Source organism: Pseudomonas sp. GW821-FHT01E05, from assembly GCF_059422425.1.
The window spans coordinates 85,202-110,965 of sequence record NZ_JBWKWW010000016.1 but is presented as its reverse complement, the minus strand read 5'-3'; the positions used below and the strand labels follow the sequence as shown (position 1 = coordinate 110,965).

Below are 25,764 nucleotides of genomic sequence, written 5' to 3'. Positions count from 1 at the left end.
CGCTTGCGCGCGACTTGCCCGATGGCGGCGGGGTCAGGTAGTGATCGAGGGCCCGGTGCGCGGCTTGGTGGAGATTTCTCGAATCGAGGGCTTCGTAGGGCGAAATGTTTGGGGGTTCGGGTGGATTGGGGGTTACTTTGAACATCGGTTTGTTTCCTTGAGTGGTGCTGCCACCGCCTCGCTACTAAACGAAGGGGTGGCGGCTGTACGCAGGTTAGTAGACCGGGGAAACAAACAAAGCCGGCGCGCCCGAGGGCGCCCTGCGCACAGCCACCATCAAGTGCAGGCGATAGGGAAACCTGACTGTTTGGAGCTCGATGCACTTTGTTTTAACCACGGGCTACTAAACCCGATCGCTGATGGGCAGCGACTGGAGAACCTTAGTGGCGTGGGGCAAGGCGCACAAGCGGGGCGATTCTGGGGGATTTGTAGGCAATGGCGCAAGGAGGTGTAGTCAGTGGATGACGCCGGAAGGTCGTTGGATCAAGTTGCTGTGGTTGGGGGGAGTTGTCGGGTGAAGCGGCGATTTGTGACGCGCAGCGTCACGGGATGCGTTACCACGCGGAGCGTGGGAACGATCAAAGGGGACACCCATCAGTCGGTCTCTAGTCAAGGCTTGGCGGCCAGAATCGGTGTGTGTATGGGGTGTACCCGGTTTTCGGGCGGCGCCATCATTCACTGAATGTCTTTCAGGTAGTCCTTGAGCGCGATCAGCGGGGTATCAAGCTGCGCCATGGTCTGAGCACTGCCGAAATCAGCTGACAACCTGGTCAGCTCGCGACCTAGCGGTGTATTAACACCGCCTAAAGCGTTCAGCGCCAAACCCAGGCATTGATCCACTTTAAGCTGGATAGCCTCGACATCACCCCGGCGCACCAGTAACTCGAATACATCCCGCTGGTAATCGCTCATGATCAGATCGTCGCGCAGGATCGGACTTTGATCTTCCGTCTCGTAAGCGAGCTTGAGGGAGAAGAGGGCGACGGTTTCCAGTGGCAATTCCATGAGGGGAATCCTTTTGAAATGTCCCAGTGATGCGGGAGGTGTGGAAAGGCAAGATCAAAAGTCGCAGCCTTCGGCAGCTCCTGCACGGGGCGGTGGTGGCTTTTCTTTGGGCGAAAAAAAAGGCCTTGCAAAGCAAGACCTTTCTTAATTTTGGTGCCCCGAGGGAGACTCGAACTCCCACTCCTTTCGAAAACGGATTTTGAATCCGCCGCGTCTACCAATTCCGCCATCAGGGCTCAATGGCGGCGAAGTATAGAGATGAGATTACCGTTGGTCAATCACGTTTCGTGGTGAATTTTTACTATTTCCGCTAAACTTTCCGGCCCTGCTAGACGAACCCCATCATGCGCGTTGCTGACTTTACCTTCGAGCTCCCTGATTCCTTGATTGCTCGCCATCCTTTGGCCGAGCGTCGTGGTAGTCGCCTGTTGACCCTGGATGGGGTCAGCGGCGCTCTCGCACACCGTCAATTCACTGATTTGCTTGAGCATTTGCGCCCGGGCGATTTGATGGTGTTCAACAATACCCGGGTGATTCCGGCGCGGCTGTTTGGCCAGAAAGCTTCCGGCGGCAAGCTGGAAATTCTGGTCGAGCGGGTGCTCGACAGTCATCGCGTGCTGGCCCATGTGCGCTCCAGCAAGTCGCCCAAGCCAGGTTCCAGGATCCTTATCGACGGTGGTGGCGAAGCCGAGATGCTGGCGCGCCATGACGCGCTGTTCGAGCTGGGGTTTGCTGAGGAAGTGCTGCCGCTGCTCGATCGCGTCGGGCACATGCCGTTGCCTCCTTATATAGACCGCCCGGATGAAGGCTCGGACCGCGAGCGTTATCAGACGGTTTACGCCGAGCGCCTGGGCGCGGTGGCAGCGCCGACGGCGGGGTTGCATTTTGATCAGCCGCTGCTGGAGGCAATTGCCGCCAAGGGCGTCGAGACCGCGTTCGTGACCCTGCACGTCGGTGCCGGGACCTTTCAGCCGGTGCGCGTGGAGCGTATCGAAGATCACCACATGCACAAAGAATGGCTGGAAGTCGGCCAGGATGTGGTAGACGCAGTCGCCGCTTGCCGTGCCCGTGGCGGGCGGGTGATTGCGGTTGGCACCACCAGCGTGCGTTCGCTGGAAAGTGCTGCCCGCGATGGTGTGCTCAAGCCGTTCAGTGGCGACACCGATATCTTTATCTACCCGGGCCGGCCGTTCCATGTGGTCGATGCCCTGGTGACCAACTTCCATTTGCCCGAATCCACATTGTTGATGCTGGTTTCGGCGTTCGCCGGTTATCCCGAAACCATGGCTGCCTATGCAGCGGCCGTCGAACATGGGTACCGCTTTTTCAGCTACGGTGATGCGATGTTCATTACCCGTAACCCTGCGCCAACTGCCCCCAAGGGTTTGGCCCCTGAGGATCAAGCATGAGTCGTATGTCTTTTGAGTTGCTCGCCACTGATGGCAAGGCTCGTCGTGGTCGTCTGACCTTTCCCCGCGGTACCGTTGAAACCCCAGCGTTCATGCCGGTCGGCACTTACGGCACGGTCAAGGGCATGCTGCCGCGGGATATCTCCGCTACCGGTGCTGAAATCATCCTTGGCAACACTTTTCACCTGTGGCTGCGCCCTGGCACTGAAGTGATCAAGAAGCACGGCGACCTGCATGACTTCATGCAGTGGAAAGGCCCGATTCTGACCGACTCCGGTGGTTTCCAGGTGTTCAGCCTGGGCGCCATGCGCAAGATCAAGGAGGAGGGCGTGACCTTCGCCTCGCCGGTCGATGGCGCGAAAGTGTTCATGGGTCCGGAAGAGTCGATGCAGGTTCAGCGCGATCTGGGCTCGGACATCGTGATGATTTTCGACGAATGCACGCCGTATCCGGCCGATGAAGACGTTGCTCGGGTGTCCATGGAGCTGTCGTTGCGCTGGGCTCAGCGTTCGAAGAATGCCCATGCCGACAATACCGCTGCACTGTTCGGTATCGTTCAGGGCGGTATGCACCAGGACCTGCGCATGCGCTCCCTGGAAGGCCTGGACAAGATCGGCTTCGATGGCCTGGCCATTGGCGGTTTGTCGGTGGGCGAGCCCAAGCACGAAATGATCAAGGTGCTGGATTACCTGCCAGGCCTGATGCCCGCAGACAAACCTCGTTACCTTATGGGTGTTGGCAAACCGGAAGATCTGGTTGAGGGTGTGCGCCGCGGTGTGGACATGTTCGATTGCGTGATGCCAACCCGCAATGCCCGCAATGGGCATCTGTTCATTGATACTGGCGTGCTGAAGATCCGCAATGCGTTCCATCGTCATGATGATTCGCCGCTGGATCCGACCTGTGATTGCTATACCTGCCAGAACTTCTCCCGCGCTTACCTGCATCATCTGGACAAGTGCGGCGAAATGCTGGGTAGCATGTTGAATACGATCCACAATTTGCGCCATTACCAGGTGCTTATGGCTGGTTTGCGCGAGTCTATTCAACAGGGTACATTGGCCGCCTTTGTTGATGCCTTCTATGCCAAACGCGGGTTACCTGTTCCGCCTCTGGACTAAGTTTTCTGACCCGAAAACCTGTTCAATATTTAGGCAGTCGAAGTTCAGACAAGGCGAAAGCCGGCGAAAAAGCGGAGTTTACGTCAGTAAATGAGCATTCTGAGCCTGCTTTCAACGCAGCATGGACGAGCGAAGCCGATATTTGACGGTTTTAAGATCAATTTTTGCAACTGGAGTGCTGTATGAGCTTTTTGATCCCTGCCGCTTTCGCGGATGCTGGTGCACCTGCCGCTGCTGGCCCGATGGGCGGCGGTTTTGAGTGGATTTTCCTGGTCGGCTTCCTGGTCATCTTCTATCTGATGATCTGGCGTCCACAGGCCAAGCGCGCCAAAGAGCAGAAGAACCTGCTCGGTAACTTGCAAAAAGGTGACGAAGTTGTGACCTCTGGCGGTATCGCCGGCAAGATCACCAAAGTAGCTGATGATTTCGTTGTTCTCGAAGTTTCCGACTCGGTAGAGTTGAAGTTCCAGAAAGGCGCTATCGCTGCCACGCTGCCAAAAGGCACGCTGAAAGCGATCTAAGTTTCATCTTTTACCAATCGACGGGGCGCGCAAGGCGCCCCGCGTCATAAGCGGGCGGCGTGATGCTGAACAAATACCCTCTGTGGAAATACATACTGATCCTGGCGGTGCTGGCGATCGGCTCTATTTATTCCGCTCCCAATTTATATCCTGACGATCCGGCCATTCAGGTCAGTGGCGCAAGTACTGCGCTGCAGGTCAATCAGGCCGATCTGGATCGCGTAAGCAAAGCGCTTGCCGATGCCGGGATCACTGTAAAGGCCTCCTCTCTGGCCGCGAACGGCAAGGGCGGCCTGTTGCGTCTGAACAGGCAGGAAGATCAGCTTCCAGCCAAAGACATCGTGCGCAAGGCGTTGGGTGATGACTATGTCGTTGCACTGAACCTGGCACAGACCACGCCAAAATGGCTGCGCAGCCTTGGCGCGCACCCGATGAAGCTGGGTCTTGACTTGTCTGGTGGTGTGCACTTCCTGCTGGAAGTGGACATGGAAAAAGCCCTCGATGCACGCCTGAAAGTCTACGAAGGCGACGTCAAGAGCCTGCTGCGTAAAGAGCGTGTGCGCTATCGCAGTCTGCCGCAACTCGGCGGTGCCATTCAGCTGGGCTTCAGTGATGATGCTTCCCGCGAAGAGGCCCGTGCACTGGTTCGCAAGAATTTCAAAGATTTCGACATTGTTCCAGCCGACCTCAATGGTCAGCCGGTGCTGCGTCTGGCGATGACCCCGGCCAAGCTGGCGGAAATCCGTGAATACTCCATCAAGCAGAACTTGACCACGGTACGTAACCGGGTCAACGAGCTGGGTGTTGCCGAGCCTATCGTTCAGCGCCAGGGGCCTAACCGTATCGTGGTTGAGCTGCCGGGCGTGCAGGATACTGCCGAAGCCAAGCGAATCCTCGGCAAGACGGCCAACCTTGAGTTCCGTCTGGCGGCTGAGCCTGGCGCTTCGAAAGCCACTTCCGAGGAGTTCGAGTTCCGTGAAGGCAAGCGTCCTCCAGCGCTGATCGAGCGTGGCCTGATCATCACGGGTGACCAGGTGACTGACGCCAAGGCGGGCTTCGGCGAGCACGGCACACCAGAAGTGAACATCCGTCTGGATGGCCACGGCGGCGAGCTGATGAGTCGTGCGACTCGCAGCAACGTCGGTCGCAGCATGGCGGTGATCTTCATCGAACAGCGTCCGGTCACCACTTACGTCAAGCAAGTGGTCAACGGCGTCGAGAAAGACGTGCCGGTTCAGACGTTTAAAGAAGAGAAGAAGATCATCAGCCTGGCGACCATCCAGTCGCCACTGGGTGCGCAGTTCCGCATCACTGGCCTGAACGGTCAGGGCGAGTCTTCCGAGCTGGCACTGTTGCTGCGTGCCGGTGGTCTGGCGGCGCCGATGTACTTCGCTGAAGAACGCACTATCGGTCCGAGCCTGGGTGCTGACAACATCACCAAAGGTATCGATGCATCCCTGTGGGGCATGCTGTTCGTTTCGCTGTTCATCATGGCTATCTACCGCTTCTTCGGCGTCATTGCCACGGTCGCACTGGCGGTGAACATGGTGATGCTGCTGGCCTTGATGTCGCTGCTGGGGGCAACGCTGACCCTGCCGGGCATCGCCGGTATTGTATTGACCATGGGTATGGCGGTCGACGCCAACGTTCTGATCTTCTCGCGGATACGTGAAGAGATCGCGGCCGGCATGACCGTACAACGGGCAATCAACGAAGGCTTCGGCCGGGCATTCACCGCGATTCTCGACGCCAACCTGACAACCTTGTTGGTGGGCGGGATTCTCTTTGCCATGGGCACCGGCCCGGTCAAGGGTTTCGCCGTGACCATGTCCCTCGGGATCTTTACCTCGATGTTCACGGCCATCATGGTGACCCGCGCGATGGTCAACCTGATCTTCGGCGGTCGTGACTTCAAGAAGTTGTGGATTTAAGGGGCTGCCATGTTACGTACAATCAACTTCATGGGCGTTCGCAACTTTGCGTTCGGCGTCACATTGTTCCTTACCGCACTGGCAATGTTCAGTGTCTTTCATAAGGGCATGAACTGGGGCCTGGACTTCACCGGCGGTACGCTCATCGAGCTGACCTACGAGCGTCCGGCCGATGTCACCAAGGTGCGTGAGCAACTGGTTACAGCCGGTTATCACGAAGCCATCGTGCAGAACTTCGGTGCAACCACCGATCTGCTGGTGCGCATGCCTGGCGAAGACCCGCAACTGGGTCACCAGGTGGCTGAAGCGCTGCAGAAAGTCGGCGGCGACAACCCGGCTCAGGTCAAGCGTGTCGAGTTCGTCGGCCCGCAGGTCGGTGAAGAACTGCGCGACCAGGGCGGCCTCGGCATGCTGATGGCGCTGGGCGGTATCCTGATCTACCTGGCTTTCCGCTTTCAGTGGAAGTTCGCGGTCGGTGCCATTGTCTCGCTGATCCACGACGTGATCGTGACCGTGGGTATACTCTCGTTCTTCCAGGTCACCTTCGACCTGACGGTTTTGGCGGCAGTACTGGCGATCATCGGTTACTCGCTCAACGACACCATCGTGGTATTCGACCGGGTTCGTGAGAACTTCCGTGTGCTGCGCAAGGCCAGCCTGATCGAGAACATCAACATCTCGACCACGCAAACCCTGCTGCGGACCATGGCCACGTCGATCTCCACCTTGCTGGCGATCACCGCTTTGCTGTTCTTTGGTGGCGACAACCTGTTCGGCTTCTCCATCGCCCTGTTTATCGGTGTTCTGGCGGGTACCTACTCGTCGATCTACATCGCCAACGTGGTGCTGATCTGGCTGAGCCTGAGCACCGAGGATTTGATTCCTCCGGCTAATACCGAGAAGGAAATCGACGACCGCCCATAAGGGTAATTGTCTCTCTGGCTCCATCCAAAAAGGCGCGAGTATTGAACTCGCGCCTTTTTTTGTGCTCCAAGGCTAGGAGAAGCGCGGGCATGTCCCGCTTGTGATGGTCAGGAGGTTCATGATGAACAAGTCGTTACTGGTGGGTGCGGTACTGGGTGCTGTCGGTGTTACTGCCGGGGGTGCTGTTGCCACCTATAAGCTGGTTAAAAGCGGCCCTGAGTATGCGCAAGTGCTGGCTGTTGAGCCGGTCAAACAACAGATCAAGACTCCACGTGAGGTTTGCAGGGATGTCGCCGTGACCCGGCAGGCACCAGTGAAGGATCAACACCAGATCCTGGGGACGGTGATCGGTGCTGTCGGCGGTGGTTTGTTGGGCAACATGGTGGGTGGCGGTAATGGCAGGAAGCTCGCAACCGTCGCAGGTGCAGTTGGCGGCGGTTATGCCGGCAACAAGGTCCAGGAAAACATGCAGAACAAGGACACCTACACCACGACTCAGACCCGCTGCAACACGGTCAATGACATCAGCGACAAGGTCGTGGGTTATGACGTGAGGTATTCGTTGAATGGCAAGGAAGGCAAGGTGCGTATGGATCGTGATCCAGGCAACCAGATTCCGGTCAACAAAGACGGCCAGCTGATTCTCGGTCAGAACCAGCCAGCTCAGTGATGAGTTGATTGTCGGGCTCAAAAAAAAAGCACCCCGAAGGGTGCTTTTTTTGTGCCTGATGCTTAGCGTTTCAGCGAAGCCGGCAGGTGCGGCTGGATGGCCGTCAGTACAGCCTTGAAGCATTTGGTGTTGCCGGCAACAACGTGGCCTTTTTCAAGGAAGTCGTGACCGCCGGTGAAGTCGCTCACCAGGCCGCCAGCTTCCTGGATCAGCAGGGCGCCCGCAGCCATGTCCCACTCGGACAGGCCTGACTCCCAGAACGCGTCGTAGCGACCGGCGGCAACGTAGGCCAGGTCGAGGCTGGCGGCACCGGCGCGGCGAATGCCGGCGGTCTGGCCAACCAGGCTGCGGAACATGCCCAGGTAGTTGTCGAGGTTGTCCATCTGGTCATCACGGAACGGGAAGCCCGTGCCCAGCAGGGCGCCTTCAAGGCTGGTGCGACCGCTGACACGCAGGCGACGACCGTTGAGCTGAGCGCCGCGACCACGGCTGGCGGTGAATTCTTCCTGGCGAACCGGGTCCAGAACCACTGCGTGTTCCAGGCGGCCACGGTATTTGCAGGCGATGCTGACAGCGAAGTGCGGAACACCGCGCAGGAAGTTGGTGGTGCCGTCCAGTGGGTCGATGATCCACAGGTATTCTTCACCTTCGCCGCTACCGGCGTGCATACCGGTCTCTTCGCCGAGGATGGCGTGAGTCGGGTAAGCCTTGCGCAACGCGTCGATGATCTTCTGCTCGGCAGCGCGATCCACTTCGGACACGTAGTCCTTGGCGTCTTTTTCGTCGACCTTGATGGTATCCAGGCGCTCGATGGAGCGGAAAATCAATTCACTGGCGCTGCGGGCGGCGCGCAGCGCGATATTCAGCATGGGCTGCATGGATGTGTCACCTAAGGTTGTTAAAGAAAGCCGGGCATTCTATCAGAAACTTTCTACAGATGAAGGTCGACGTTCGCTTTCATAGCTTAACGGTGTGTCCCGCCTCGGAAATACGTTCATATTTTGACGAGTGGTCAATGTTGGCAGGCAAGGCGCCACGCCGACTCATGGCTTGCTATGGGGAGAAGCGGCAACGCAGCATGCCGACATTTAGCGCCGTCAAAAGTGAACAGTTATTTTTGAGGCGGGACACTCTGATGCTCTGTAAGATTTGCTCCCCATTTCCCTGTCAGAGAGCGCCTCCCTTGCTGCAGAACATTCGTGTCGTCCTGGTCAATACCAGCCATCCGGGGAACATCGGAGGGGCTGCGCGTGCCATGAAGAACATGGGGCTGTCGCGGCTGGTGCTGGTCGAACCGCGCTTGTTCCCGCACCACGAGGCTGATGCGCGGGCCTCGGGTGCCGGGGACATCCTTGAAAATGCGCAAGTCGTCACCACCTTGGAAGAGGCCTTGGTCGGCTGCAATCTGGTGTTCGGCACCAGCGCCCGTGATCGCCGCATTCCCTGGCCGCTGCTCGATCCGCGTGAGTCTGGTGTGAAGGTGGTCGAAGAAGCGGCGCAGGGCGCCGAGATTGCTCTGGTGTTCGGTCGTGAGGATTCCGGCCTGACCAACGAAGAGCTGCAGCGATGTCATTATCACGTGCATATCCCATCGGACCCTGAGTTCAGCTCGCTGAACCTGGGGGCGGCGGTGCAGGTGCTGAGCTATGAAGTACGCATGTCCTGGCTGGCGGCGCAAGGCCAGCCGAGCAAGCTCGAGAAGGAAGAAGTGGCGTCGACCAAGAGTGGCGAGTTGGCGACCATGGATGAGTTGGAGCGATTCTATGAGCACCTGGAGCAGACCCTGGTGGCCATTGAGTTTCTCGATCCTGAAAAACCGCGACACTTGATGGCGCGCCTGCGTCGGTTGTACGGACGAAGCTCGGTCAGTCGGGCGGAAATGAATATTTTGCGTGGCATCCTCACGGAAACCCAAAAAGCGGCCCGTGGTGAGCTTCTTAAGCGGAAGGATTAATGATGTTCGAGCGTTTGCGTGAAGATATCCAGAGCGTTTTCCACCGTGACCCGGCGGCGCGTAATGCGTTTGAGGTGCTGACCTGCTATCCCGGTATGCATGCGATCTGGATTCACCGCCTGGCATCGGCGTTGTGGGGGATGGGCTGGAAGTGGCTGGCGCGAGTAGTGTCGAACTTCGGTCGCTGGTTGACCGGGATCGAGATCCATCCGGGGGCCAGGGTCGGTCGGCGCTTCTTTATCGACCACGGCATGGGCATTGTGATCGGCGAAACCGCCGAGATCGGCAATGACGTCACGCTTTACCAGGGTGTGACCCTCGGCGGCACCAGCTGGAATAAAGGCAAGCGCCACCCGACGCTGGAAGACGGCGTAGTGGTAGGGGCGGGCGCCAAGGTTCTCGGGCCGTTCACGGTCGGTGCCGGGGCCAAGGTTGGTTCCAATGCGGTGGTGACCAAGGCAGTGCCGGCCGGTGCAACGGTGGTCGGCATACCGGGGCGGATCATCATGAAGTCCGATGACGAGCAGGAAGCCAAGCGCAAGGCGATGGCGGAAAAACTCGGCTTCGATGCTTATGGCGTCAGCGAAGACATGCCGGACCCGATTGCGCGGGCCATTGGTCAGTTGCTCGACCACCTGCAGGCCGTAGACGGTCGTCTCGAAGGCATGTGTGGTGCGCTCAAGGATCTGGGCAGTAATTACTGCGCCAAAGACTTGCCCGAACTGCGCGAAGAAGACTTCGCCTGTGTAAAAAACAAGGATGAAAGCAAGGCCAGTTGAGCGCATGGTTTTCTGTAGCAGCTGGCGAAGCCTGCGTTCGGCCGCGAAGTGGTCGTGATTCGGTTGACGCAGTGTATCCGGAAGAATTCGCATACAGGTTTTGCGACCGCTTCGCGCTCGAACGCAGGCTTCGCCAGCTGCTACACGTAAATGTCGCGTGTCGCTGGCGTGCCATTATGCTGCGGACTTTGCTATCATTCGCGCGCTATTTTTGCGGGTAAACCCGAGTAATTCACTAGGTCTTATAGTTGACTTGAATACTCGGGAATTGCATACTCGCCTCCATTCCGAACCTCCGCGGTACCTGTCCATGAGACTGACTACAAAAGGCCGATACGCCGTAACCGCCATGCTTGACCTGGCGTTGCACGCGCAAAACGGGCCGGTGTCCCTGGCCGATATCTCCGAGCGCCAAGGCATCTCCTTGTCCTACCTCGAGCAACTCTTCGCCAAATTGCGCCGTAGCAATCTGGTGTCCAGTGTTCGTGGTCCCGGTGGTGGCTATCAGCTGTCCCGCGACATGCAGGGGATCCAGGTCGCTCAGGTGATCGATGCGGTGAACGAATCGGTCGATGCAACCCGTTGCCAGGGGCAGGGCGATTGCCATTCCGGCGACACCTGTCTGACCCACCACTTGTGGTGCGATCTGAGCCTGCAGATCCATGAATTTCTGAGCGGTATCAGCTTGGCTGACCTTGTGACTCGCCGTGAGGTGCAAGAAGTAGCCCAGCGTCAGGACCAGCGCCGCTGTAATGGCAAGGCGTCACGTCTGGACAAGATTGAAGCGTCCGCCGTCGAATGACAGCCAAAGAGCTAGCGGCACGCCAGCCAGCCTGATTTAGGAGATAGTCCATGAAATTGCCGATTTACCTTGATTACTCTGCGACCACCCCGGTTGATCCGCGTGTCGCACAAAAGATGAGTGAATGCCTGCTGGTCGACGGAAACTTCGGTAACCCGGCGTCCCGTTCCCACGTATTCGGCTGGAAAGCCGAGGAGTCCGTGGAAAACGCTCGTCGTCAGGTCGCAGACCTGGTCAACGCCGACCCACGTGAAATCGTCTGGACCTCCGGTGCCACCGAGTCCGACAACCTGGCAATCAAGGGTGTCGCGCATTTCTATGCCACTAAAGGCAAGCACCTGATCACCACCAAGATCGAACACAAGGCTGTCCTCGACACCATGCGCCAACTGGAGCGTGAAGGTTTCGAAGTGACCTACATCGAGCCTCGTGAAGATGGCCTGGTGACTCCGGAAATGGTTGAAGCTGCACTGCGTGAGGACACCATCCTGGTGTCGGTCATGCACGTGAACAACGAAATTGGCACCATCAACGACATCGCAGCCATCGGCGAACTGACCCGTTCCAAAGGGATCCTGTTCCACGTCGACGCTGCGCAGTCCACCGGCAAGGTCGAGATCGACCTGTCGAAGCTTAAAGTCGACCTGATGTCCTTCTCTGCCCACAAAACCTACGGCCCTAAAGGCATTGGCGCACTGTACGTGAGCCGCAAGCCGCGTGTTCGCATCGAAGCGACCATGCACGGCGGCGGTCACGAGCGTGGCATGCGTTCCGGCACTCTGGCGACGCACCAGATTGTTGGCATGGGCGAAGCGTTCCGCGTAGCCAAGGAAGACATGGCTGCCGAAAACGTACGAATCAAAGCCCTGAGCGACCGTTTCTTCAAGCAGGTCGAAGAGCTGGAAGAGCTGTACATCAATGGCAGCATGACTTCCCGTGTACCGCACAACCTGAACCTGAGCTTCAACTACGTTGAAGGCGAGTCGCTGATCATGGCACTCAAGGATCTGGCAGTTTCCTCCGGTTCGGCCTGCACCTCGGCGTCCCTCGAGCCTTCGTACGTTCTGCGCGCCCTGGGCCGCAACGACGAACTGGCGCACAGCTCGATCCGTTTCACCTTCGGCCGTTTCACCACCGAAGAAGAAATCGACTACGCCGCGAAGAAAGTTTGCGAGGCCGTTACCAAGTTGCGCGCTCTGTCGCCGCTGTGGGACATGTACAAAGATGGCGTCGACATTTCGAAAATCGAGTGGGCGGCACACTGAATATAAGTCGCCGCAAACGGGCTCTGTAAAAATGTCGAATACCGCGTTTTTACAGAGCCTCAAGAGCGACTCTCTGATGAGTGAGGATTAAGAATCATGGCTTACAGCGAAAAGGTCATCGACCACTACGAAAACCCGCGCAACGTCGGCAAGATGGACGCAGAAGATCCTGATGTCGGCACCGGCATGGTTGGCGCTCCAGCATGCGGCGACGTAATGCGCCTGCAAATCAAGGTCAACGAACAAGGCATCATCGAAGACGCCAAGTTCAAGACTTATGGTTGCGGTTCGGCCATTGCCTCAAGCTCCCTGGCGACCGAGTGGATGAAAGGCAAGACTCTGGACGAAGCAGAGACCATCAAGAACACTCAGCTGGCTGAAGAGCTGGCCTTGCCGCCGGTAAAAATTCACTGCTCCGTACTCGCTGAAGACGCCATCAAGGCTGCCGTTCGCGATTACAAGCAGAAGAAAGGCTTGATCTGAGTTTTTTCCGGGGATCAGTTTTCAAAGATCCTGGTATCAAGTAAGGAGTCCCGATGGCTATCAGCATGACAGAAGCGGCTGCTCAACACGTACGACGCTCCCTTGAAGGGCGCGGCAAGGGTGATGGGATTCGTCTGGGTGTTCGCACCACGGGCTGTTCCGGCCTTGCCTATGTGCTGGAGTTTGTCGATAAGGCGGACGCCGAAGATCAGGTATTCGAAAGTCACGGCGTTAAAGTGATCATCGACGCGAAAAGCCTGGTTTACCTGGATGGCACCGAGCTCGATTTCGTCAAGGAAGGATTGAACGAAGGCTTCAAGTTCAATAACCCCAACGTGCGCGGTGAATGTGGCTGCGGCGAAAGCTTCAACATCTGAGGCTGGTCGTGGGTACTCTTTGTCATTTCGCTTTATTTGAACTGCAGCCGAGTTTCCGTCTGGATCTCGACCAGTTGGCTACGCGCTACCGTGAGTTGGCGCGCGGCGTTCATCCGGACCGCTTCGCTGACGCTTCCGAGCGTGAGCAACGGCTGGCGCTAGAGCAATCCGCGAGCCTCAATGAGGCTTACCAGACGCTCAAGAATCCCCCGAAACGCGCGCGATACCTGCTCGCCATGGGTGGTCGTGAGCTACCGCTGGAGGTCACGGTGCATGATCCCGAGTTTCTTCTGCAGCAGATGCAATGGCGCGAAGAGCTCGAAGATCTGCAAGACAGTGCCGATCTGGCCGGGATTGCGGTATTCAAGCGTCGCTTGAAAGTTGCTCAGGATGAACTGAACGAAAGCTTCGCGGCTTGCTGGAATGTTGCAGTGCAGCGTGAACAGGCCGAACGCCTGATGCGGCGCATGCAATTCCTCGACAAGCTCACCTACGAAGTGCGCCAGTTAGAAGAGCGCCTCGACGATTAACCCAGTGCCGCCTCGGTCGCACGCCTGATATACAGATAAGTCCAGATAAGCATGGCCCTACTGCAGATCGCCGAACCCGGCCAAAGTCCCCAACCGCACCAGCGTCGTCTGGCTGTGGGTATCGACTTGGGCACTACCAATTCGCTGGTCGCTGCATTGCGCAGTGGTCTTTCCGAACCTCTGGCCGACGCTGACGGGCAGGTCATAATGCCGTCTGCCGTTCGCTATCACGCCGATCGCATTGAAGTGGGCATGGCGGCCAAACTGGCTGCTGCAAGTGACCCGTTCAATACCGTGTTGTCGGTCAAGCGCTTGATGGGTCGTGGTCTGTCCGACGTCAAGCTGTTGGGCGAACAATTGCCGTACCGCTTTGTCGATGGCGAATCGCATATGCCGTTCATCGACACGGTGCAAGGGCCGAAAAGCCCGGTCGAAGTCTCCGCCGATATCCTCAAGGTGCTGCGTCAGCGTGCCGAATTGGCTCTGGGCGGCGAGCTGGTGGGCGCGGTGATTACCGTTCCGGCCTATTTCGACGATGCCCAGCGTCAGGCAACCAAGGATGCGGCCAAACTGGCCGGTCTGAATGTCCTGCGTCTGCTCAACGAGCCTACCGCTGCGGCGGTGGCTTATGGTCTGGATCAGCACGCCGAAGGCGTTGTTGCGATCTATGACCTGGGCGGCGGTACCTTCGATATTTCGATATTGCGTCTGACTGGCGGTGTTTTCGAAGTGCTGGCCACTGGCGGCGACAGCGCCCTGGGTGGCGATGACTTCGATCACGCGATCGCCGGCTGGATTATCGGGCAGGCCGGCTTGTCCGCCGACCTCGATCCAGGTGCTCAGCGCAACCTGTTGCAAACCGCTTGTGCCGCCAAGGAAAAGCTGACGGAATCTGATTCGGTCGAAATCGTCTACGGCGACTGGCGTGCCGAATTGAGCCGTCAGGCGTTCGATGCGCTGATCGAGCCGATGGTTGCGCAAAGCCTGAAAGCTTGCCGACGCGCTGTTCGCGATTCGGGTATTGAGCTGGAAGATGTTCAGGCCGTGGTCATGGTCGGTGGTTCTACCCGTGTTCCGCGTATTCGTGATGCGGTGGCCGAGATGTTTGCTCGTCAGCCGTTGACCGAGATCGATCCGGATCAAGTAGTGGCCATTGGCGCCGCGATCCAGGCCGATACCCTGGCCGGCAACAAGCGTGATGGCGACGAACTGTTGCTGCTTGACGTGATTCCGCTGTCCCTGGGGCTGGAAACCATGGGCGGGTTGATGGAGAAGGTGATTCCACGCAACACCACCATCCCTGTCGCGCGGGCTCAGGACTTCACGACGTACAAAGATGGCCAGTCGGCCATGATGATTCATGTGTTGCAGGGTGAGCGCGAGCTGATCAGCGATTGCCGCTCCCTGGCGCGTTTTGAATTGCGCGGCATTCCGGCCATGGTCGCTGGCGCAGCGAAAATTCGTGTGACCTTCCAGGTCGATGCCGACGGCTTGCTCAGCGTTGCGGCCCGTGAATTGGGTTCTGGCGTTGAAGCCAGTATCCAGGTCAAGCCGTCCTACGGCCTGACCGACGGCGAAATCGCCCGGATGCTCAAGGATTCGTTCCAGTACGCCAACGACGATAAGGTCGCCCGGGTGCTGCGTGAGCAGCAAGTCGATGCCCAGCGCCTGATCGAAGCGGTGCAGGGCGCCCTCGATGTCGACGGCGAGCGCCTGCTCGATGCCGAAGAGCGCATGGTTATCGAATTGCAGATGCAAGAATTGACTGAATTGATGCAAGGCACCGATGGCTATGCCATCGAGCAGCAGACCAAGCGTCTGTCGCAAGTGACCGATGCCTTTGCTGCCCGCCGCCTGGACTCGACGGTGAAAGCCGCTCTGGCGGGGCGCAACCTGAATGAAATCGAGGAATAACTGATGCCGCAGATCATTTTTCTGCCACACGCCGAGCATTGCCCGGACGGTTTGGTTGTAGAGGCTGAGACCGGTCAGTCCATCCTCGAAGTGGCCCATGACAACCATATCGAGATCGAGAGCGCCTGCGGCGGCGTCTGTGCCTGCACCACCTGTCACTGCATCATCCGCGAAGGTTTTGACTCGCTGGAAGAGGCCGATGAGCTGGAAGAGGACTATCTTGATCGGGCCTGGGGTCTGGAAGCGCAGTCGCGTCTGACCTGCCAGGCAATCGTCGGGACTGAAGACCTGACTGTCGAAATTCCGAAATACTCGCTTAACCATGCAGCCGAAGCGCCGCACTGATTCAAGGAACCGTCATGAGTCTTAAATGGGTTGATGTACTGGAAATCGCGATCCAGCTGGCTGAGAGCAAGCCGGATGTTGATCCGCTTTCGGTCAACTTCGTCGATCTGCATCGCTGGGTTCTGGAATTACCGGATTTCAGTGACGATCCCAAGCATGGCGGCGAGAAAGTGCTCGAGGCCATTCAAGCTGCCTGGATCGAAGAAGCAGACTGAACGCACCCTACGCAGTTAGGCAATCCCTCTAAACCCGCGTATAATTCGCGGGTTTAATTTTTCGCAAATTACCGTTTCTGGAGTTACACCATGGCTGTTCAACGTACTTTCTCCATCATCAAGCCTGACGCAGTTGCAAAAAACGTTATCGGCGAGATCACCACTCGTTTCGAAAAAGCTGGCCTGCGCGTTGTAGCTTCGAAACTGAAGCAACTGTCCAAAGCTGAAGCTGAAGGCTTCTACGCTGAGCACAGCGCTCGTGGTTTCTTCAACGACCTGGTTGCTTTCATGATCTCCGGTCCGGTTGTCGTTCAGGTTCTGGAAGGCGAAAACGCTATCGCTCTGAACCGTGAGCTGATGGGCGCTACCAACCCTAAAGAAGCTGCTGCCGGCACCATCCGCGCTGACTTCGCTGATTCCATCGACGCCAACGCTGTGCACGGTTCGGACTCCGAAGCCGCTGCCGCTCGCGAAATCTCGTACTTTTTCGCAGCTACTGAAGTAACCACTCGCTAAGCATTGGCTTATGAGTGAAGGTGAATCCATGACTACATCGACTGCAAAAACTAACCTGCTGGGTCTGACTCAGCTGGAAATGGAAAAATTCTTCGACTCAATCGGGGAGAAGCGTTTCCGTGCCGGTCAGGTAATGAAGTGGATTCACCACCTTGGCGTCGATGATTTCGACGCCATGACGAACGTCAGCAAGGCCTTGCGCGACAAGCTCAAGGCTATTGCCGAAGTTCGCGGCCCCGAAGTGGTCAGCGAGGACATCTCCAGCGACGGCACCCGTAAGTGGGTGGTGCGCGTGGCGTCCGGCAGCTGCGTCGAGACCGTGTACATTCCCCAGGGCAAACGCGGCACTCTGTGCGTTTCGTCCCAGGCAGGCTGTGCCCTGGATTGCAGTTTCTGCTCCACCGGCAAGCAAGGTTTCAACAGCAACCTCACCGCCGCCGAAGTCATCGGCCAGGTGTGGATTGCCAATAAATCGTTCGGCAGCATCCCGGCAACCGCCGACCGTGCCATCACCAACGTGGTGATGATGGGCATGGGTGAGCCGCTGCTGAACTTCGACAACGTCGTTGCCGCCATGCACCTGATGATGGACGACCTGGGTTACGGCATCTCCAAGCGCCGTGTGACCCTGTCGACCTCGGGCGTGGTGCCGATGATCGATGAGCTGTCCAAGCACATCGACGTTTCCCTGGCGTTGTCCCTGCACGCACCGAACGATGCGCTGCGTAACCAGTTGGTACCAATCAACAAGAAGTATCCGCTGAAAATGCTCCTCGAGTCCTGCCGCCGCTACATGTCGTCCCTGGGCGAAAAGCGCGTGCTTACCATCGAGTACACCTTGCTCAAGGACATCAATGACAAGGTCGAGCATGCGGTTGAAATGATCGAGTTGCTCAAGGACACGCCTTGCAAGATCAACCTGATCCCGTTCAACCCGTTCCCCCATTCCGGTTACGAGCGGCCGAGCAACAACGCCATCCGTCGTTTCCAGGATCAACTTCATCACGCTGGCTTCAATGTCACCGTGCGTACCACCCGTGGCGAAGACATCGACGCCGCGTGTGGCCAGTTGGTAGGACAGGTGCTGGATCGCACCCGTCGTAGCGAGCGTTATATCGCTGTGCGTGAGTTGAACGCTGAGTCTGATATGCCGCAAAGCGCTACGAATCGTACTTAAGAGAGGATCTCTATGTCTCTGCGCGTCGCGCTGCTTGTGCTTTTCGCCAGTCTGTCGGCTGGTTGTGTTTCATCGGGTGATTTCAGTCCGATGAAAACGAGCAAGGGGCGGGACGAGGCGCGTGCGGCATACGTGCAGCTGGGTCTTGGGTATCTGCAGCAGGGGATGACCGAGCGAGCGAAAGCTCCGTTGAAGAAAGCCCTGGATCTGGATGGCTCGGACGCCGATGCGAATGCGGCCCTGGGGCTGGTGTTCCAGGCCGAGATGGAGCCTGAACTCGCTGACCAGCATTTTCGCAAGGCATTGTCCTCGCGTCCCGGTGATGCGCGTATCCTGAACAATTACGGCAGCTTTCTATTTGAAGAAAAGCGTTATGAAGACGCTTACCAGCGCTTCGAACAAGCCGCTGCCGATACGCTTTATCCTGAGCGCTCGCGGGTTTTCGAGAACCTGGGTATGACTGCTTCAATGCTCGGTCAGCGTGATCTGGCCAGGCAGCAACTGGAAAAAGCCCTGCGTTTGAACCGCCAACAACCCCGCGCATTGCTGGAAATGGCTGAGTTGTCATTCGAAGACAGGCATTATGTGCCCGCGCGTGGTTACTACGATCGTTTTAGCCTGCTGGCTGAGCAAAATGCACGTAGTCTATTGCTCGGCGTTCGGCTGGCAAAAGTGTTCGAAGATCGCGACAAGGCCGCAAGTGCAGGCCTGCAATTAAAACGACTCTATCCCGGTACGCCGGAATATCAGCAATACCTGTCGGAGCAATGATGAAAGCGGCGCATCCCGAAGTTGTAGCAGCGACTCGCGTAAACCCTGGTGAGACCTTGCGTCAGGCCCGCGAAAGCAATGGTTGGTCGCTGGCGGAAGTGGCTCTGAAGCTCAACCTTACCGTAGGCTCATTGAGCAATCTGGAAACGGGTGCTTTCGACAAGTTGCCAGGGCATACCTTTGCCCGTGGCTATATTCGTGCCTACGCCAAGTTGCTGGGCATGGACCAGGCCGTATTGGTCCAGCAATTCGACCAATACTCCGGTACCGACGCCCAAGGCAGCAGCGTGCACAGCCTGGGTCGCATCGAAGAACCTGTACGGGTTTCCCACACCATTTTGCGTATCGTCAGCCTGCTGTTGCTGATTGCCGTAATCGGCGGCGGCTTTGTCTGGTGGCAGGATCAGACCTCCTTGCGCACCAAGGACCTGATTGCAATCACCCCGGAACACGTCGAAGTCGAAGGGGCCGATGGCACCACGCAGATTCACCCGCTCGACGAGCCGGAAGATCAAGCGGTAGTCGAAGCTCAAACCGAAGCTTCGACCAGTCTCGCTTTGCCTGAGGGCCAGCCGCCGGCTGAAGTCCAGGCCAATGCGGCTGCACCGACTCCAGGCGCTCCAGTCGTCGTAGCGCCAAGCGTACCGACCGCTGCAACTCACACCGCACCTGTTCCGGTTGTTGCGACGCCAGCTCCTGCTGCGCCTGTGACTAAACCGGTAGTTCCTGCAGCGCCTGCGGCTGCCGCGACGGCGCCAGTTGCTGGTACCGGTCAGGTTCGGCTGCAATTTACCTCCGATTGCTGGGCTCAGGTTACCGACGGCACCGGCAAAGTGCTGTTGAGCGGTCTCAAGCGCAAAGGCTCGACCGCCGAGGTCAGCGGTAAACCACCGTTTTCCGTGCGTCTGGGCTATGCCCGTGGGGCGCAGGTCAGCTACAACGGCCAGGCGGTCGATATCGCTCCGTTCACCAGTGGCGAGACTGCTCGCCTGAAGTTAGGTCAATAAGTCATGCACGGCGAATCTCCAATCAAACGTCGCGAGTCCCGCAAAATCTGGGTTGGCTCCGTACCCGTGGGCGGCGATGCGCCCATCGCGGTGCAGAGCATGACCAACAGTGACACCAATGATGTCGCAGCGACAGTAGCCCAGATCAATCGCCTGGAAGCTGCCGGCGTCGATATCGTGCGCATTTCCGTGCCGGATATGGACGCCGCCGAAGCCTTTGGCCGGATCAAGCAACTGGTCAAAGTGCCTTTGGTCGCCGATATCCACTTCGACTACAAGATTGCACTGCGCGTGGCCGAACTCGGTGTCGACTGCCTGCGAATCAACCCGGGCAACATTGGTCGTGAAGACCGTGTGCGTGCCGTGGTCGATGCCGCCCGTGATCGCGGGATCCCGATCCGTATCGGCGTCAACGCCGGCTCGCTGGAAAAAGACCTGCAAAAGAAATACGGCGAACCGACCCCTGCTGCGCTGGTCGAGTCTGCATTGCGTCATGTCGAGCACCTCGAGCGCTTGAACTACAAGGATTTCAAAGTCAGCGTAAAAGCCTCCGATGTGTTCATGGCCGTCGAAGCTTATCGCCTGCTGGCCAAGGAAATCATTCAACCCCTGCACCTGGGTATCACCGAAGCCGGTGGTTTGCGTTCAGGCACAGTGAAATCTGCCGTGGGCCTCGGTATGCTGCTGGCCGACGGGATTGGCGATACTATTCGCATCTCGTTGGCGGCCGACCCGGTAGAGGAAGTGAAAGTCGGCTACGACATTCTCAAATCCCTGCACCTGCGGTCCCGTGGTATCAACTTCATCGCCTGCCCAAGCTGTTCGCGGCAGAACTTCGATGTGGTGAAAACCATGAATGAACTGGAAGTGCGCCTTGAAGACTTGCTGGTGCCACTGGATGTTGCGGTCATCGGTTGTGTAGTGAACGGTCCGGGCGAAGCCAAAGAGGCTCACATCGGCCTGACCGGTGGTACACCGAACCTGATCTATATCGACGGCAAGCCGGCGCAGAAATTGACGAATGACAATCTGGTGGATGAGCTGGAACGGCTGATCCGCCAGAAGGCGGCCGAAAAGGTCGAAGCCGACGCGGCGCTGATCGCCCGCGGCTGATCGAACGAATTTAAGGATTTATAGTGAGCAAGTCTCTGCAAGCCATTCGTGGCATGAACGACATCCTGCCCGAGCAGACCCCCCTGTGGCGTCATTTCGAAGGTACCGTCTCGCGTCTGCTGGATAACTACGGTTACAAGCAGATCCGCATGCCGATCGTTGAATTCACCGAGCTGTTCAAGCGCTCCATCGGTGAAGTGACCGACATCGTCGAAAAAGAGATGTACACCTTCGACGACCGCAACGGCGACTCTCTGACCCTGCGCCCTGAAGGCACAGCGGCCTGCGTGCGTGCTGTGCTTGAGCACGGCATCACCGGCGGTGGCCAGGTGCAGAAACTCTGGTACATCGGCCCGATGTTCCGCCACGAGCGTCCGCAGAAAGGCCGTTATCGCCAGTTCCACCAGATTGGTTGCGAGGTCTTCAACCTTGATGGTCCGGATATCGACGCCGAACTGATCGTGCTGACCTGGCGCCTGTGGGGCGAGCTGGGCATCCGTGACGCGGTCAAGCTCGAACTCAACAGCCTGGGCACCAGCGAATCTCGCGGTTGTTACCGCGAAGCACTGGTCGAGTACCTGACGGCACGTCTGGACCAGCTGGACGAAGACAGCCAGCGCCGTCTGAAAACCAATCCGCTGCGAGTGCTGGATACCAAGAACGCCGATACCCAGGCGGCACTGCTCGATGCACCGAAGATGGCTGACTACCTCGACGAAGAGTCCCTCACTCACTTCGAGGGCCTGAAGGCGCGTCTGGACGCTGCCGGCATTCCTTATGTGATCAACCCGAAGCTGGTGCGCGGGCTGGATTACTACAGCAAAACCGTATTCGAATGGGTCACCGACAAGCTCGGTGCCCAGGGCACTGTCTGCGCGGGCGGCCGTTACGACGGTCTGGTCGAGCAGATGGGCGGCAAGCCGACCCCGGGCGTTGGTTTCGCCATGGGCATCGAGCGTCTGGTGCTGCTGCTCGAAACCCTGGAGCAGATCCCGGAAGAAATCTCCCGTCAGGTTGATGTCTACCTTTGCGCCTTCGGTGAAGCTGCTGAACTCGCAGCGCTGGCATTGAGCGAGCGGGTACGTGATCAATTGCCAAACCTGCGTCTGCAGATCAACGCCGGCGCCGGTAGCTTCAAAAGCCAGTTCAAGAAGGCCGACAAGAGCGGTGCGCTGTATGCATTGATCCTCGGTGACGACGAAATGGCCCAGCAAGTGGTCGGTTTCAAACCCTTGCGTGGCCAGGGCGAACAACAAAGCATTGCCTGGGATGAGCTTGCCGCTCACCTGGCCACCTGCGTCGTGCAGGGTTGAAGCTGTCAAACAGCCGATTTAGCGAATAAGGAGTATTGGGGTGTCGAGTACCGAAGACGAACATCTGGCGGAATTCAAAGACTGGTGGCAGCGTAACGGCAAACCTCTAGTGACCGGCGGCCTGTTGGCGCTGGTCATCGTGTTCGGCTGGCAGGCGTTTCATAAGTATCAGAGCAACCAGTCGCAAGGTGCCTCGATGCTCTACCAGCAATTGCTGGAAACCACGCTGACCCCTGATGGCAAGCCGGATGCGGCCCGTGTTGCGGATCTGGCCGGCAAGCTCAACAGCGAGTTCGCGGGCACTGCCTACGCGCAATACGGCAGCCTGTTCGTGGCGAAAGTCGCGGTCGATACCGGCAAGCTGGACGACGCGGCGAGCGAGCTCAAAGCCGTCGCCGACAAACCGGCCAACCCGGCCCTGGGCGAAATCGCGCGTCAGCGTCTGGCTCAGGTGCTGGCAGCACAGAACAAGCCTGACGAAGCGCTGAAGCTGCTCGAAGGCGATGCTGACAAGGCATTCCTGGCCACTCGTGAAGAGCTCAAGGGTGACCTGCTGGTCCAATTGGGTCGTACCGACGAAGCCCATGCTGCGTATCAAAAGGCCAAGGCTGCGCTGTCTGATGAAGCAGCGGTCGATGGCTTACAAATCAAGCTGGACGACCTGGCCAAAGGGGATGCGTGACGTGATCCGTTGGAAACATGCAGCATTGCTGGCTCTGGCCATTCTGGCCGCGGGTTGCAGCAGCAACAGCAAAAAAGAACTGCCACCGGCTGAACTGGTCAACTTCAAAGAAGAAGTTGTTCTGCAAAAGCAGTGGAGCCGTTCGATCGGTAATGGCCAGGGCGATACCTACAACATGTTGGTGCCGGCTATCGACGGCGACACCCTCTATGCTGGCGATGTAACTGGCGTGGTGATGGCGCTGGATCGAAGCAATGGCGACGTCAAATGGAAGAAAAATCTTGATCTGCGTGTTTCCGGCGCCGTTGGCGTTGGTTACGGTCTGGTCCTGATCGGTACGCTGAAAGGCCAGGTGGTAGCGCTGGATTCCAGCACCGGTGAAGAGAAATGGCGCGCTCGCGTGACCAGTGAAGTCCTCGCACCGCCTGCCACCAACGGTGATGTGGTTGTGGTCCAGACTCAGGATGACCGTCTGATCGGCCTCGACGCTGCTACCGGTAATCAGCGCTGGCTCTACGACAGTACCCCGGCGGTCCTGACCCTGCGTGGCACCAGTGCGCCGATCGTCACCAACCGCCTGGCGATTGCCGGCTTGTCGACGGGTAAAGTCGTTGCTCTTGATATTCGCAACGGCGTGCCGGTCTGGGAGCAACGCATCGCGATTCCGCAAGGACGTTCGGAGCTCGAACGTGTGGTCGACATCGACGGAGGCCTGCTGTTGTCCGGTGGCACCCTGTATGTGGCCAGCTATCAAGGTCGCGTTGCGGCTCTGGACCTGGAAAGCGGTCGTCCGCTCTGGCAGCGTGATGCTTCCAGCTATGCAGGCGTCGCTCAAGGCTTTGGCAGCGTTTACGTGAGCCTGTCTTCGGGTACCGTTGAAGGTGTCGACGAGCGCTCCACCACTGCATTGTGGAGCAACGACTCGCTGGCCCGCCGTCAACTGTCGGCACCGGAAGTGTTCTCCAGCTACGTTGCAGTCGGTGACATGGAAGGCTACCTGCACCTGCTGAGCCAGGTGGATGGCCGTTTCGTCGGCCGTGAACGCATCGACAGCGACGGCCTGCGTGCTCGTCCGCTGGTGGTGGGCGACACGATTTATGTGTATGGCAACAGTGGCAAGCTGGAAGCCCTGACCATCAAGTAAGAACTATGCTGGACCTATAGGTAGGAGCGAGCTCGCTCGCGAAGGACGTCAACGATAACGCGTACAGTCTGGATATACGCGGTGTTGTGACGTTCTTCGCGAACAAGTTCGCTCCTACACGAGCACCAGCCGCTGCCTAGCAGCGGCTTTTGTATTTTCTGAAATAACGAAGTGGAGAGCCGCATGGTTCCCGTAATCGCCCTGGTGGGCCGACCGAACGTCGGCAAGTCCACCTTGTTCAACCGCCTGACCAGGACCCGTGACGCCATTGTCGGCGACCTGTCCGGTCTGACCCGTGATCGCCAATACGGTGAGGCAAAGTGGCAAGGGCGCTCCTACATTCTGGTCGACACCGGTGGTATTTCCGGTGACGAGCATGGCATGGACGAAAAAATGGCCGAGCAGTCGCTGCTGGCCATTGAAGAAGCCGATGTCGTCCTGTTCCTGGTAGACGCCCGCGCAGGTTTCACTGCTGCTGACCAAATGATTGGCGAGCACCTGCGCAAGCGTAACAAGCGTTCCTACGTGGTCGCCAACAAGGTCGACAACATCGATCCTGAGCTGGCCCGCGCCGAGTTCAGCCCGTTGGGCATGGGCGACGCGATCCCGATCGCCGGTGCTCACGGCCGCGGCATCACTCAGATGCTGGAAATCTGCCTGCGCGAATTCCCCAAAGATGAGGAAGAGCCGGAAGAGGGCGAAGCTGAAATCGTCGAGGAAGGTCAGGAAGCCAAGCGCATTCCAGGTCCGAGCGAAAAAGACGGTATCAAGATCGCCATCATCGGTCGTCCGAACGTCGGCAAGTCGACGTTGGTCAACCGTATGCTCGGTGAAGACCGGGTTATCGTTTATGACGAGCCCGGCACCACGCGCGACAGTATCTATATTCCCTTCGAGCGTAACGAAGAGAAGTACACGCTGATCGACACCGCGGGTGTGCGCAAGCGCGGCAAGATCCACGAGGAAGTCGAAAAGTTCTCCGTGGTGAAAACCCTGCAGGCGATCAAAGACGCCAACGTGGTGGTTTTCGTCATGGACGCCCGCGAAGGGGTGGTCGACCACGACCTCAACCTGCTGGGCTTCGTGCTGGAAGCGGGTCGTGCGCTGGTTATCGCACTGAACAAGTGGGATGGCATGGAGCCGAGCGAACGCGAGTTCGTGAAGATCGAGCTGCAACGCCGGTTGTTCTTCGTAGACTTCGCCGACATTCACTTCATCTCGGCCTTGCACGGCACTGGCGTGGGCAACCTCTATCAGTCGGTGCAGAACTCGTTCAAGTCCGCGGTTACCCGCTGGCCGACCAACCGTCTGACTCAGATTCTTGAAGATGCGGTGGGTGAACACGCGCCACCGATGGTCAACAACCGTCGGATCAAACTGCGTTATGCCCACTTGGGCGGAGCCAACCCGCCGATCATCGTGATCCACGGTAACCAGGTCGAGCGCGTTCCGAAGTCCTACGTCCGTTATCTGGAAAACACTTACCGCCGTGTCTTGAAACTGGTCGGTACGCCGATCCGGATCGAGTTCAAAGGTGGCGAGAACCCGTACGAAGGCAACAAGAACACGCTTACCGACCGCCAGGTCAACAAGAAGCGTCGTTTGATGACTCACCACAAGAAAGCCGAGAAGAAGCGTAAAGACAAACGCTGACTGGGCTATGTGAAATGATCGTTCCCATGCTCCCGCGTGGGAATGCATCTCGTGACGCTCCGCGTCACCTGGACGCGGAGCGTCCATGGCGGCATTCCCACGCAGAGCGTGGGAACGATCAATTGCTGCATCGGAAAAAGGGC

At 58.1% G+C, this 25,764-nt stretch carries 27 protein-coding genes and 1 tRNA gene; 25 read left to right on the top strand and 3 right to left on the bottom strand.

Going from position 1 to position 25,764, the window contains the following annotated elements; translation table 11 throughout:
- Positions 1-675: 675 nt before the first annotated feature.
- Both AC07W5_RS27165 and AC07W5_RS27160 read right to left on the bottom strand, forming a co-directional pair.
- Positions 676-1,005 carry a hypothetical protein gene (locus AC07W5_RS27165; protein ID WP_495024646.1) on the bottom strand — a complete coding sequence of 110 codons (330 nt, stop codon included), beginning with the start codon at positions 1,003-1,005 and terminating at the stop codon, positions 676-678.
- Between the two features lie 151 nt (positions 1,006-1,156).
- Positions 1,157-1,241 (bottom strand) — tRNA-Leu (locus AC07W5_RS27160).
- 108 nt (positions 1,242-1,349) lie between these two features.
- Here AC07W5_RS27160 and queA point away from each other — a divergent pair.
- The 6 genes from queA to AC07W5_RS27130 all read left to right on the top strand — a co-directional run bounded on the left by queA (position 1,350) and on the right by AC07W5_RS27130 (position 7,581).
- Entirely contained in the window at positions 1,350-2,414 is a 1,065-nt protein-coding gene (gene queA / locus AC07W5_RS27155) for a tRNA preQ1(34) S-adenosylmethionine ribosyltransferase-isomerase QueA (protein WP_494991915.1), read from the top strand.
- Positions 2,415-2,419: 5 nt separating this feature from the next.
- Positions 2,420-3,535, top strand: a complete 1,116-nt coding sequence (gene tgt, locus AC07W5_RS27150; protein WP_494992141.1) for a tRNA guanosine(34) transglycosylase Tgt — start codon at positions 2,420-2,422, stop codon at positions 3,533-3,535.
- Between the two features lie 182 nt (positions 3,536-3,717).
- The gene (gene yajC, locus AC07W5_RS27145) at positions 3,718-4,056 is read left to right on the top strand and encodes a preprotein translocase subunit YajC (RefSeq protein ID WP_495011136.1); all 339 of its coding nucleotides are present in this window, start codon (positions 3,718-3,720) and stop codon (positions 4,054-4,056) included.
- Between the two features lie 62 nt (positions 4,057-4,118).
- On the top strand, positions 4,119-5,987 hold the full coding sequence (gene secD / locus AC07W5_RS27140; RefSeq protein WP_494991917.1) for a protein translocase subunit SecD: 1,869 nt from the start codon (positions 4,119-4,121) through the stop codon (positions 5,985-5,987).
- A 9-nt stretch (positions 5,988-5,996) separates the two neighbouring features.
- Positions 5,997-6,911 (top strand): protein translocase subunit SecF, encoded by a 915-nt coding sequence (gene secF, locus AC07W5_RS27135; RefSeq protein ID WP_494991918.1) that lies wholly within the window; start codon positions 5,997-5,999, stop codon positions 6,909-6,911.
- A 121-nt stretch (positions 6,912-7,032) separates the two neighbouring features.
- Entirely contained in the window at positions 7,033-7,581 is a 549-nt protein-coding gene (locus AC07W5_RS27130; protein ID WP_495024645.1) for a glycine zipper 2TM domain-containing protein, read from the top strand.
- 62 nt (positions 7,582-7,643) lie between these two features.
- On the opposite strand, the gene suhB is transcribed toward AC07W5_RS27130, so the two are convergent.
- Positions 7,644-8,459: a type III secretion system regulator SuhB gene (gene suhB / locus AC07W5_RS27125; RefSeq protein ID WP_494991920.1), complete on the bottom strand. Its 816-nt coding sequence runs from the start codon at positions 8,457-8,459 to the stop codon at positions 7,644-7,646.
- Positions 8,460-8,764: 305 nt separating this feature from the next.
- Between suhB and trmJ the strand changes: the two genes are divergently transcribed.
- The 19 genes from trmJ to der all read left to right on the top strand — a co-directional run bounded on the left by trmJ (position 8,765) and on the right by der (position 25,621).
- Positions 8,765-9,535, top strand: a complete 771-nt coding sequence (gene trmJ, locus AC07W5_RS27120) for a tRNA (cytosine(32)/uridine(32)-2'-O)-methyltransferase TrmJ (RefSeq protein WP_494991921.1) — start codon at positions 8,765-8,767, stop codon at positions 9,533-9,535.
- Between the two features lie 2 nt (positions 9,536-9,537).
- Entirely contained in the window at positions 9,538-10,314 is a 777-nt protein-coding gene (gene cysE / locus AC07W5_RS27115) for a serine O-acetyltransferase (protein ID WP_494991922.1), read from the top strand.
- A 310-nt stretch (positions 10,315-10,624) separates the two neighbouring features.
- Positions 10,625-11,116: a Fe-S cluster assembly transcriptional regulator IscR gene (gene iscR / locus AC07W5_RS27110; RefSeq protein WP_494991923.1), complete on the top strand. Its 492-nt coding sequence runs from the start codon at positions 10,625-10,627 to the stop codon at positions 11,114-11,116.
- A 50-nt stretch (positions 11,117-11,166) separates the two neighbouring features.
- Positions 11,167-12,381, top strand: a complete 1,215-nt coding sequence (locus AC07W5_RS27105) for an IscS subfamily cysteine desulfurase (protein WP_494991924.1) — start codon at positions 11,167-11,169, stop codon at positions 12,379-12,381.
- A 96-nt stretch (positions 12,382-12,477) separates the two neighbouring features.
- Positions 12,478-12,864, top strand: a complete 387-nt coding sequence (gene iscU, locus AC07W5_RS27100; protein WP_003443374.1) for a Fe-S cluster assembly scaffold IscU — start codon at positions 12,478-12,480, stop codon at positions 12,862-12,864.
- 53 nt (positions 12,865-12,917) lie between these two features.
- Positions 12,918-13,241 carry an iron-sulfur cluster assembly protein IscA gene (gene iscA, locus AC07W5_RS27095; RefSeq protein ID WP_494991925.1) on the top strand — a complete coding sequence of 108 codons (324 nt, stop codon included), beginning with the start codon at positions 12,918-12,920 and terminating at the stop codon, positions 13,239-13,241.
- Positions 13,242-13,249: 8 nt separating this feature from the next.
- Complete coding sequence (gene hscB / locus AC07W5_RS27090; protein WP_494991926.1) at positions 13,250-13,771, top strand: co-chaperone HscB; 522 nt, start codon at positions 13,250-13,252, stop codon at positions 13,769-13,771.
- Between the two features lie 51 nt (positions 13,772-13,822).
- Positions 13,823-15,685, top strand: a complete 1,863-nt coding sequence (gene hscA, locus AC07W5_RS27085) for a Fe-S protein assembly chaperone HscA (RefSeq protein ID WP_495024644.1) — start codon at positions 13,823-13,825, stop codon at positions 15,683-15,685.
- A 3-nt stretch (positions 15,686-15,688) separates the two neighbouring features.
- Positions 15,689-16,030 carry an ISC system 2Fe-2S type ferredoxin gene (gene fdx, locus AC07W5_RS27080; protein ID WP_494991928.1) on the top strand — a complete coding sequence of 114 codons (342 nt, stop codon included), beginning with the start codon at positions 15,689-15,691 and terminating at the stop codon, positions 16,028-16,030.
- A gap of 14 nt (positions 16,031-16,044) precedes the next feature.
- Positions 16,045-16,245, top strand: a complete 201-nt coding sequence (iscX, locus tag AC07W5_RS27075; RefSeq protein WP_419118411.1) for a Fe-S cluster assembly protein IscX — start codon at positions 16,045-16,047, stop codon at positions 16,243-16,245.
- 90 nt (positions 16,246-16,335) lie between these two features.
- The gene (ndk, locus tag AC07W5_RS27070) at positions 16,336-16,761 is read left to right on the top strand and encodes a nucleoside-diphosphate kinase (protein ID WP_007903599.1); all 426 of its coding nucleotides are present in this window, start codon (positions 16,336-16,338) and stop codon (positions 16,759-16,761) included.
- A 28-nt stretch (positions 16,762-16,789) separates the two neighbouring features.
- Positions 16,790-17,938, top strand: a complete 1,149-nt coding sequence (gene rlmN, locus AC07W5_RS27065) for a dual-specificity RNA methyltransferase RlmN (RefSeq protein ID WP_494991929.1) — start codon at positions 16,790-16,792, stop codon at positions 17,936-17,938.
- A gap of 12 nt (positions 17,939-17,950) precedes the next feature.
- Complete coding sequence (gene pilW / locus AC07W5_RS27060) at positions 17,951-18,709, top strand: type IV pilus biogenesis/stability protein PilW (RefSeq protein ID WP_495011133.1); 759 nt, start codon at positions 17,951-17,953, stop codon at positions 18,707-18,709.
- On the top strand, positions 18,709-19,716 hold the full coding sequence (locus AC07W5_RS27055) for a RodZ domain-containing protein (RefSeq protein WP_495011132.1): 1,008 nt from the start codon (positions 18,709-18,711) through the stop codon (positions 19,714-19,716). Before pilW ends, AC07W5_RS27055 begins: the two co-directional genes overlap by 1 nt.
- A 3-nt stretch (positions 19,717-19,719) precedes the next feature.
- Positions 19,720-20,829: a flavodoxin-dependent (E)-4-hydroxy-3-methylbut-2-enyl-diphosphate synthase gene (gene ispG, locus AC07W5_RS27050; protein ID WP_494991932.1), complete on the top strand. Its 1,110-nt coding sequence runs from the start codon at positions 19,720-19,722 to the stop codon at positions 20,827-20,829.
- 23 nt (positions 20,830-20,852) lie between these two features.
- A complete protein-coding gene (hisS, locus tag AC07W5_RS27045; protein ID WP_495024643.1) occupies positions 20,853-22,142 on the top strand; it encodes a histidine--tRNA ligase in 1,290 nt (429 codons plus the stop codon).
- A gap of 40 nt (positions 22,143-22,182) precedes the next feature.
- Entirely contained in the window at positions 22,183-22,824 is a 642-nt protein-coding gene (locus tag AC07W5_RS27040; protein WP_494991934.1) for a tetratricopeptide repeat protein, read from the top strand.
- Positions 22,817-23,968 carry an outer membrane protein assembly factor BamB gene (bamB, locus tag AC07W5_RS27035; protein WP_494992142.1) on the top strand — a complete coding sequence of 384 codons (1,152 nt, stop codon included), beginning with the start codon at positions 22,817-22,819 and terminating at the stop codon, positions 23,966-23,968. The genes AC07W5_RS27040 and bamB overlap by 8 nt, the downstream gene beginning before the upstream one ends.
- A gap of 183 nt (positions 23,969-24,151) precedes the next feature.
- Positions 24,152-25,621 (top strand): ribosome biogenesis GTPase Der, encoded by a 1,470-nt coding sequence (gene der / locus AC07W5_RS27030; protein ID WP_495011131.1) that lies wholly within the window; start codon positions 24,152-24,154, stop codon positions 25,619-25,621.
- The last annotated feature ends 143 nt before the right edge of the window (positions 25,622-25,764 follow it).

Bases quoted from the DNA above. Each gene is read 5' to 3' on its own strand.
- AC07W5_RS27165 (WP_495024646.1), bottom strand. From the start codon at position 1,005: ATGGAATTGCCACTGGAAACCGTCGCCCTCTTCTCCCTCAAGCTCGCT.
- queA (WP_494991915.1), top strand. From the start codon at position 1,350: ATGCGCGTTGCTGACTTTACCTTCGAGCTCCCTGATTCCTTGATTGCT.
- tgt (WP_494992141.1), top strand. From the start codon at position 2,420: ATGTCTTTTGAGTTGCTCGCCACTGATGGCAAGGCTCGTCGTGGTCGT.
- yajC (WP_495011136.1), top strand. From the start codon at position 3,718: ATGAGCTTTTTGATCCCTGCCGCTTTCGCGGATGCTGGTGCACCTGCC.
- secD (WP_494991917.1), top strand. From the start codon at position 4,119: ATGCTGAACAAATACCCTCTGTGGAAATACATACTGATCCTGGCGGTG.
- secF (WP_494991918.1), top strand. From the start codon at position 5,997: ATGTTACGTACAATCAACTTCATGGGCGTTCGCAACTTTGCGTTCGGC.
- AC07W5_RS27130 (WP_495024645.1), top strand. From the start codon at position 7,033: ATGAACAAGTCGTTACTGGTGGGTGCGGTACTGGGTGCTGTCGGTGTT.
- suhB (WP_494991920.1), bottom strand. From the start codon at position 8,459: ATGCAGCCCATGCTGAATATCGCGCTGCGCGCCGCCCGCAGCGCCAGT.
- cysE (WP_494991922.1), top strand. From the start codon at position 9,538: ATGTTCGAGCGTTTGCGTGAAGATATCCAGAGCGTTTTCCACCGTGAC.
- iscR (WP_494991923.1), top strand. From the start codon at position 10,625: ATGAGACTGACTACAAAAGGCCGATACGCCGTAACCGCCATGCTTGAC.
- AC07W5_RS27105 (WP_494991924.1), top strand. From the start codon at position 11,167: ATGAAATTGCCGATTTACCTTGATTACTCTGCGACCACCCCGGTTGAT.
- iscU (WP_003443374.1), top strand. From the start codon at position 12,478: ATGGCTTACAGCGAAAAGGTCATCGACCACTACGAAAACCCGCGCAAC.
- iscA (WP_494991925.1), top strand. From the start codon at position 12,918: ATGGCTATCAGCATGACAGAAGCGGCTGCTCAACACGTACGACGCTCC.
- hscA (WP_495024644.1), top strand. From the start codon at position 13,823: ATGGCCCTACTGCAGATCGCCGAACCCGGCCAAAGTCCCCAACCGCAC.
- fdx (WP_494991928.1), top strand. From the start codon at position 15,689: ATGCCGCAGATCATTTTTCTGCCACACGCCGAGCATTGCCCGGACGGT.
- iscX (WP_419118411.1), top strand. From the start codon at position 16,045: ATGAGTCTTAAATGGGTTGATGTACTGGAAATCGCGATCCAGCTGGCT.
- ndk (WP_007903599.1), top strand. From the start codon at position 16,336: ATGGCTGTTCAACGTACTTTCTCCATCATCAAGCCTGACGCAGTTGCA.
- rlmN (WP_494991929.1), top strand. From the start codon at position 16,790: ATGACTACATCGACTGCAAAAACTAACCTGCTGGGTCTGACTCAGCTG.
- pilW (WP_495011133.1), top strand. From the start codon at position 17,951: ATGTCTCTGCGCGTCGCGCTGCTTGTGCTTTTCGCCAGTCTGTCGGCT.
- AC07W5_RS27055 (WP_495011132.1), top strand. From the start codon at position 18,709: ATGAAAGCGGCGCATCCCGAAGTTGTAGCAGCGACTCGCGTAAACCCT.
- ispG (WP_494991932.1), top strand. From the start codon at position 19,720: ATGCACGGCGAATCTCCAATCAAACGTCGCGAGTCCCGCAAAATCTGG.
- bamB (WP_494992142.1), top strand. From the start codon at position 22,817: ATGCGTGACGTGATCCGTTGGAAACATGCAGCATTGCTGGCTCTGGCC.
- der (WP_495011131.1), top strand. From the start codon at position 24,152: ATGGTTCCCGTAATCGCCCTGGTGGGCCGACCGAACGTCGGCAAGTCC.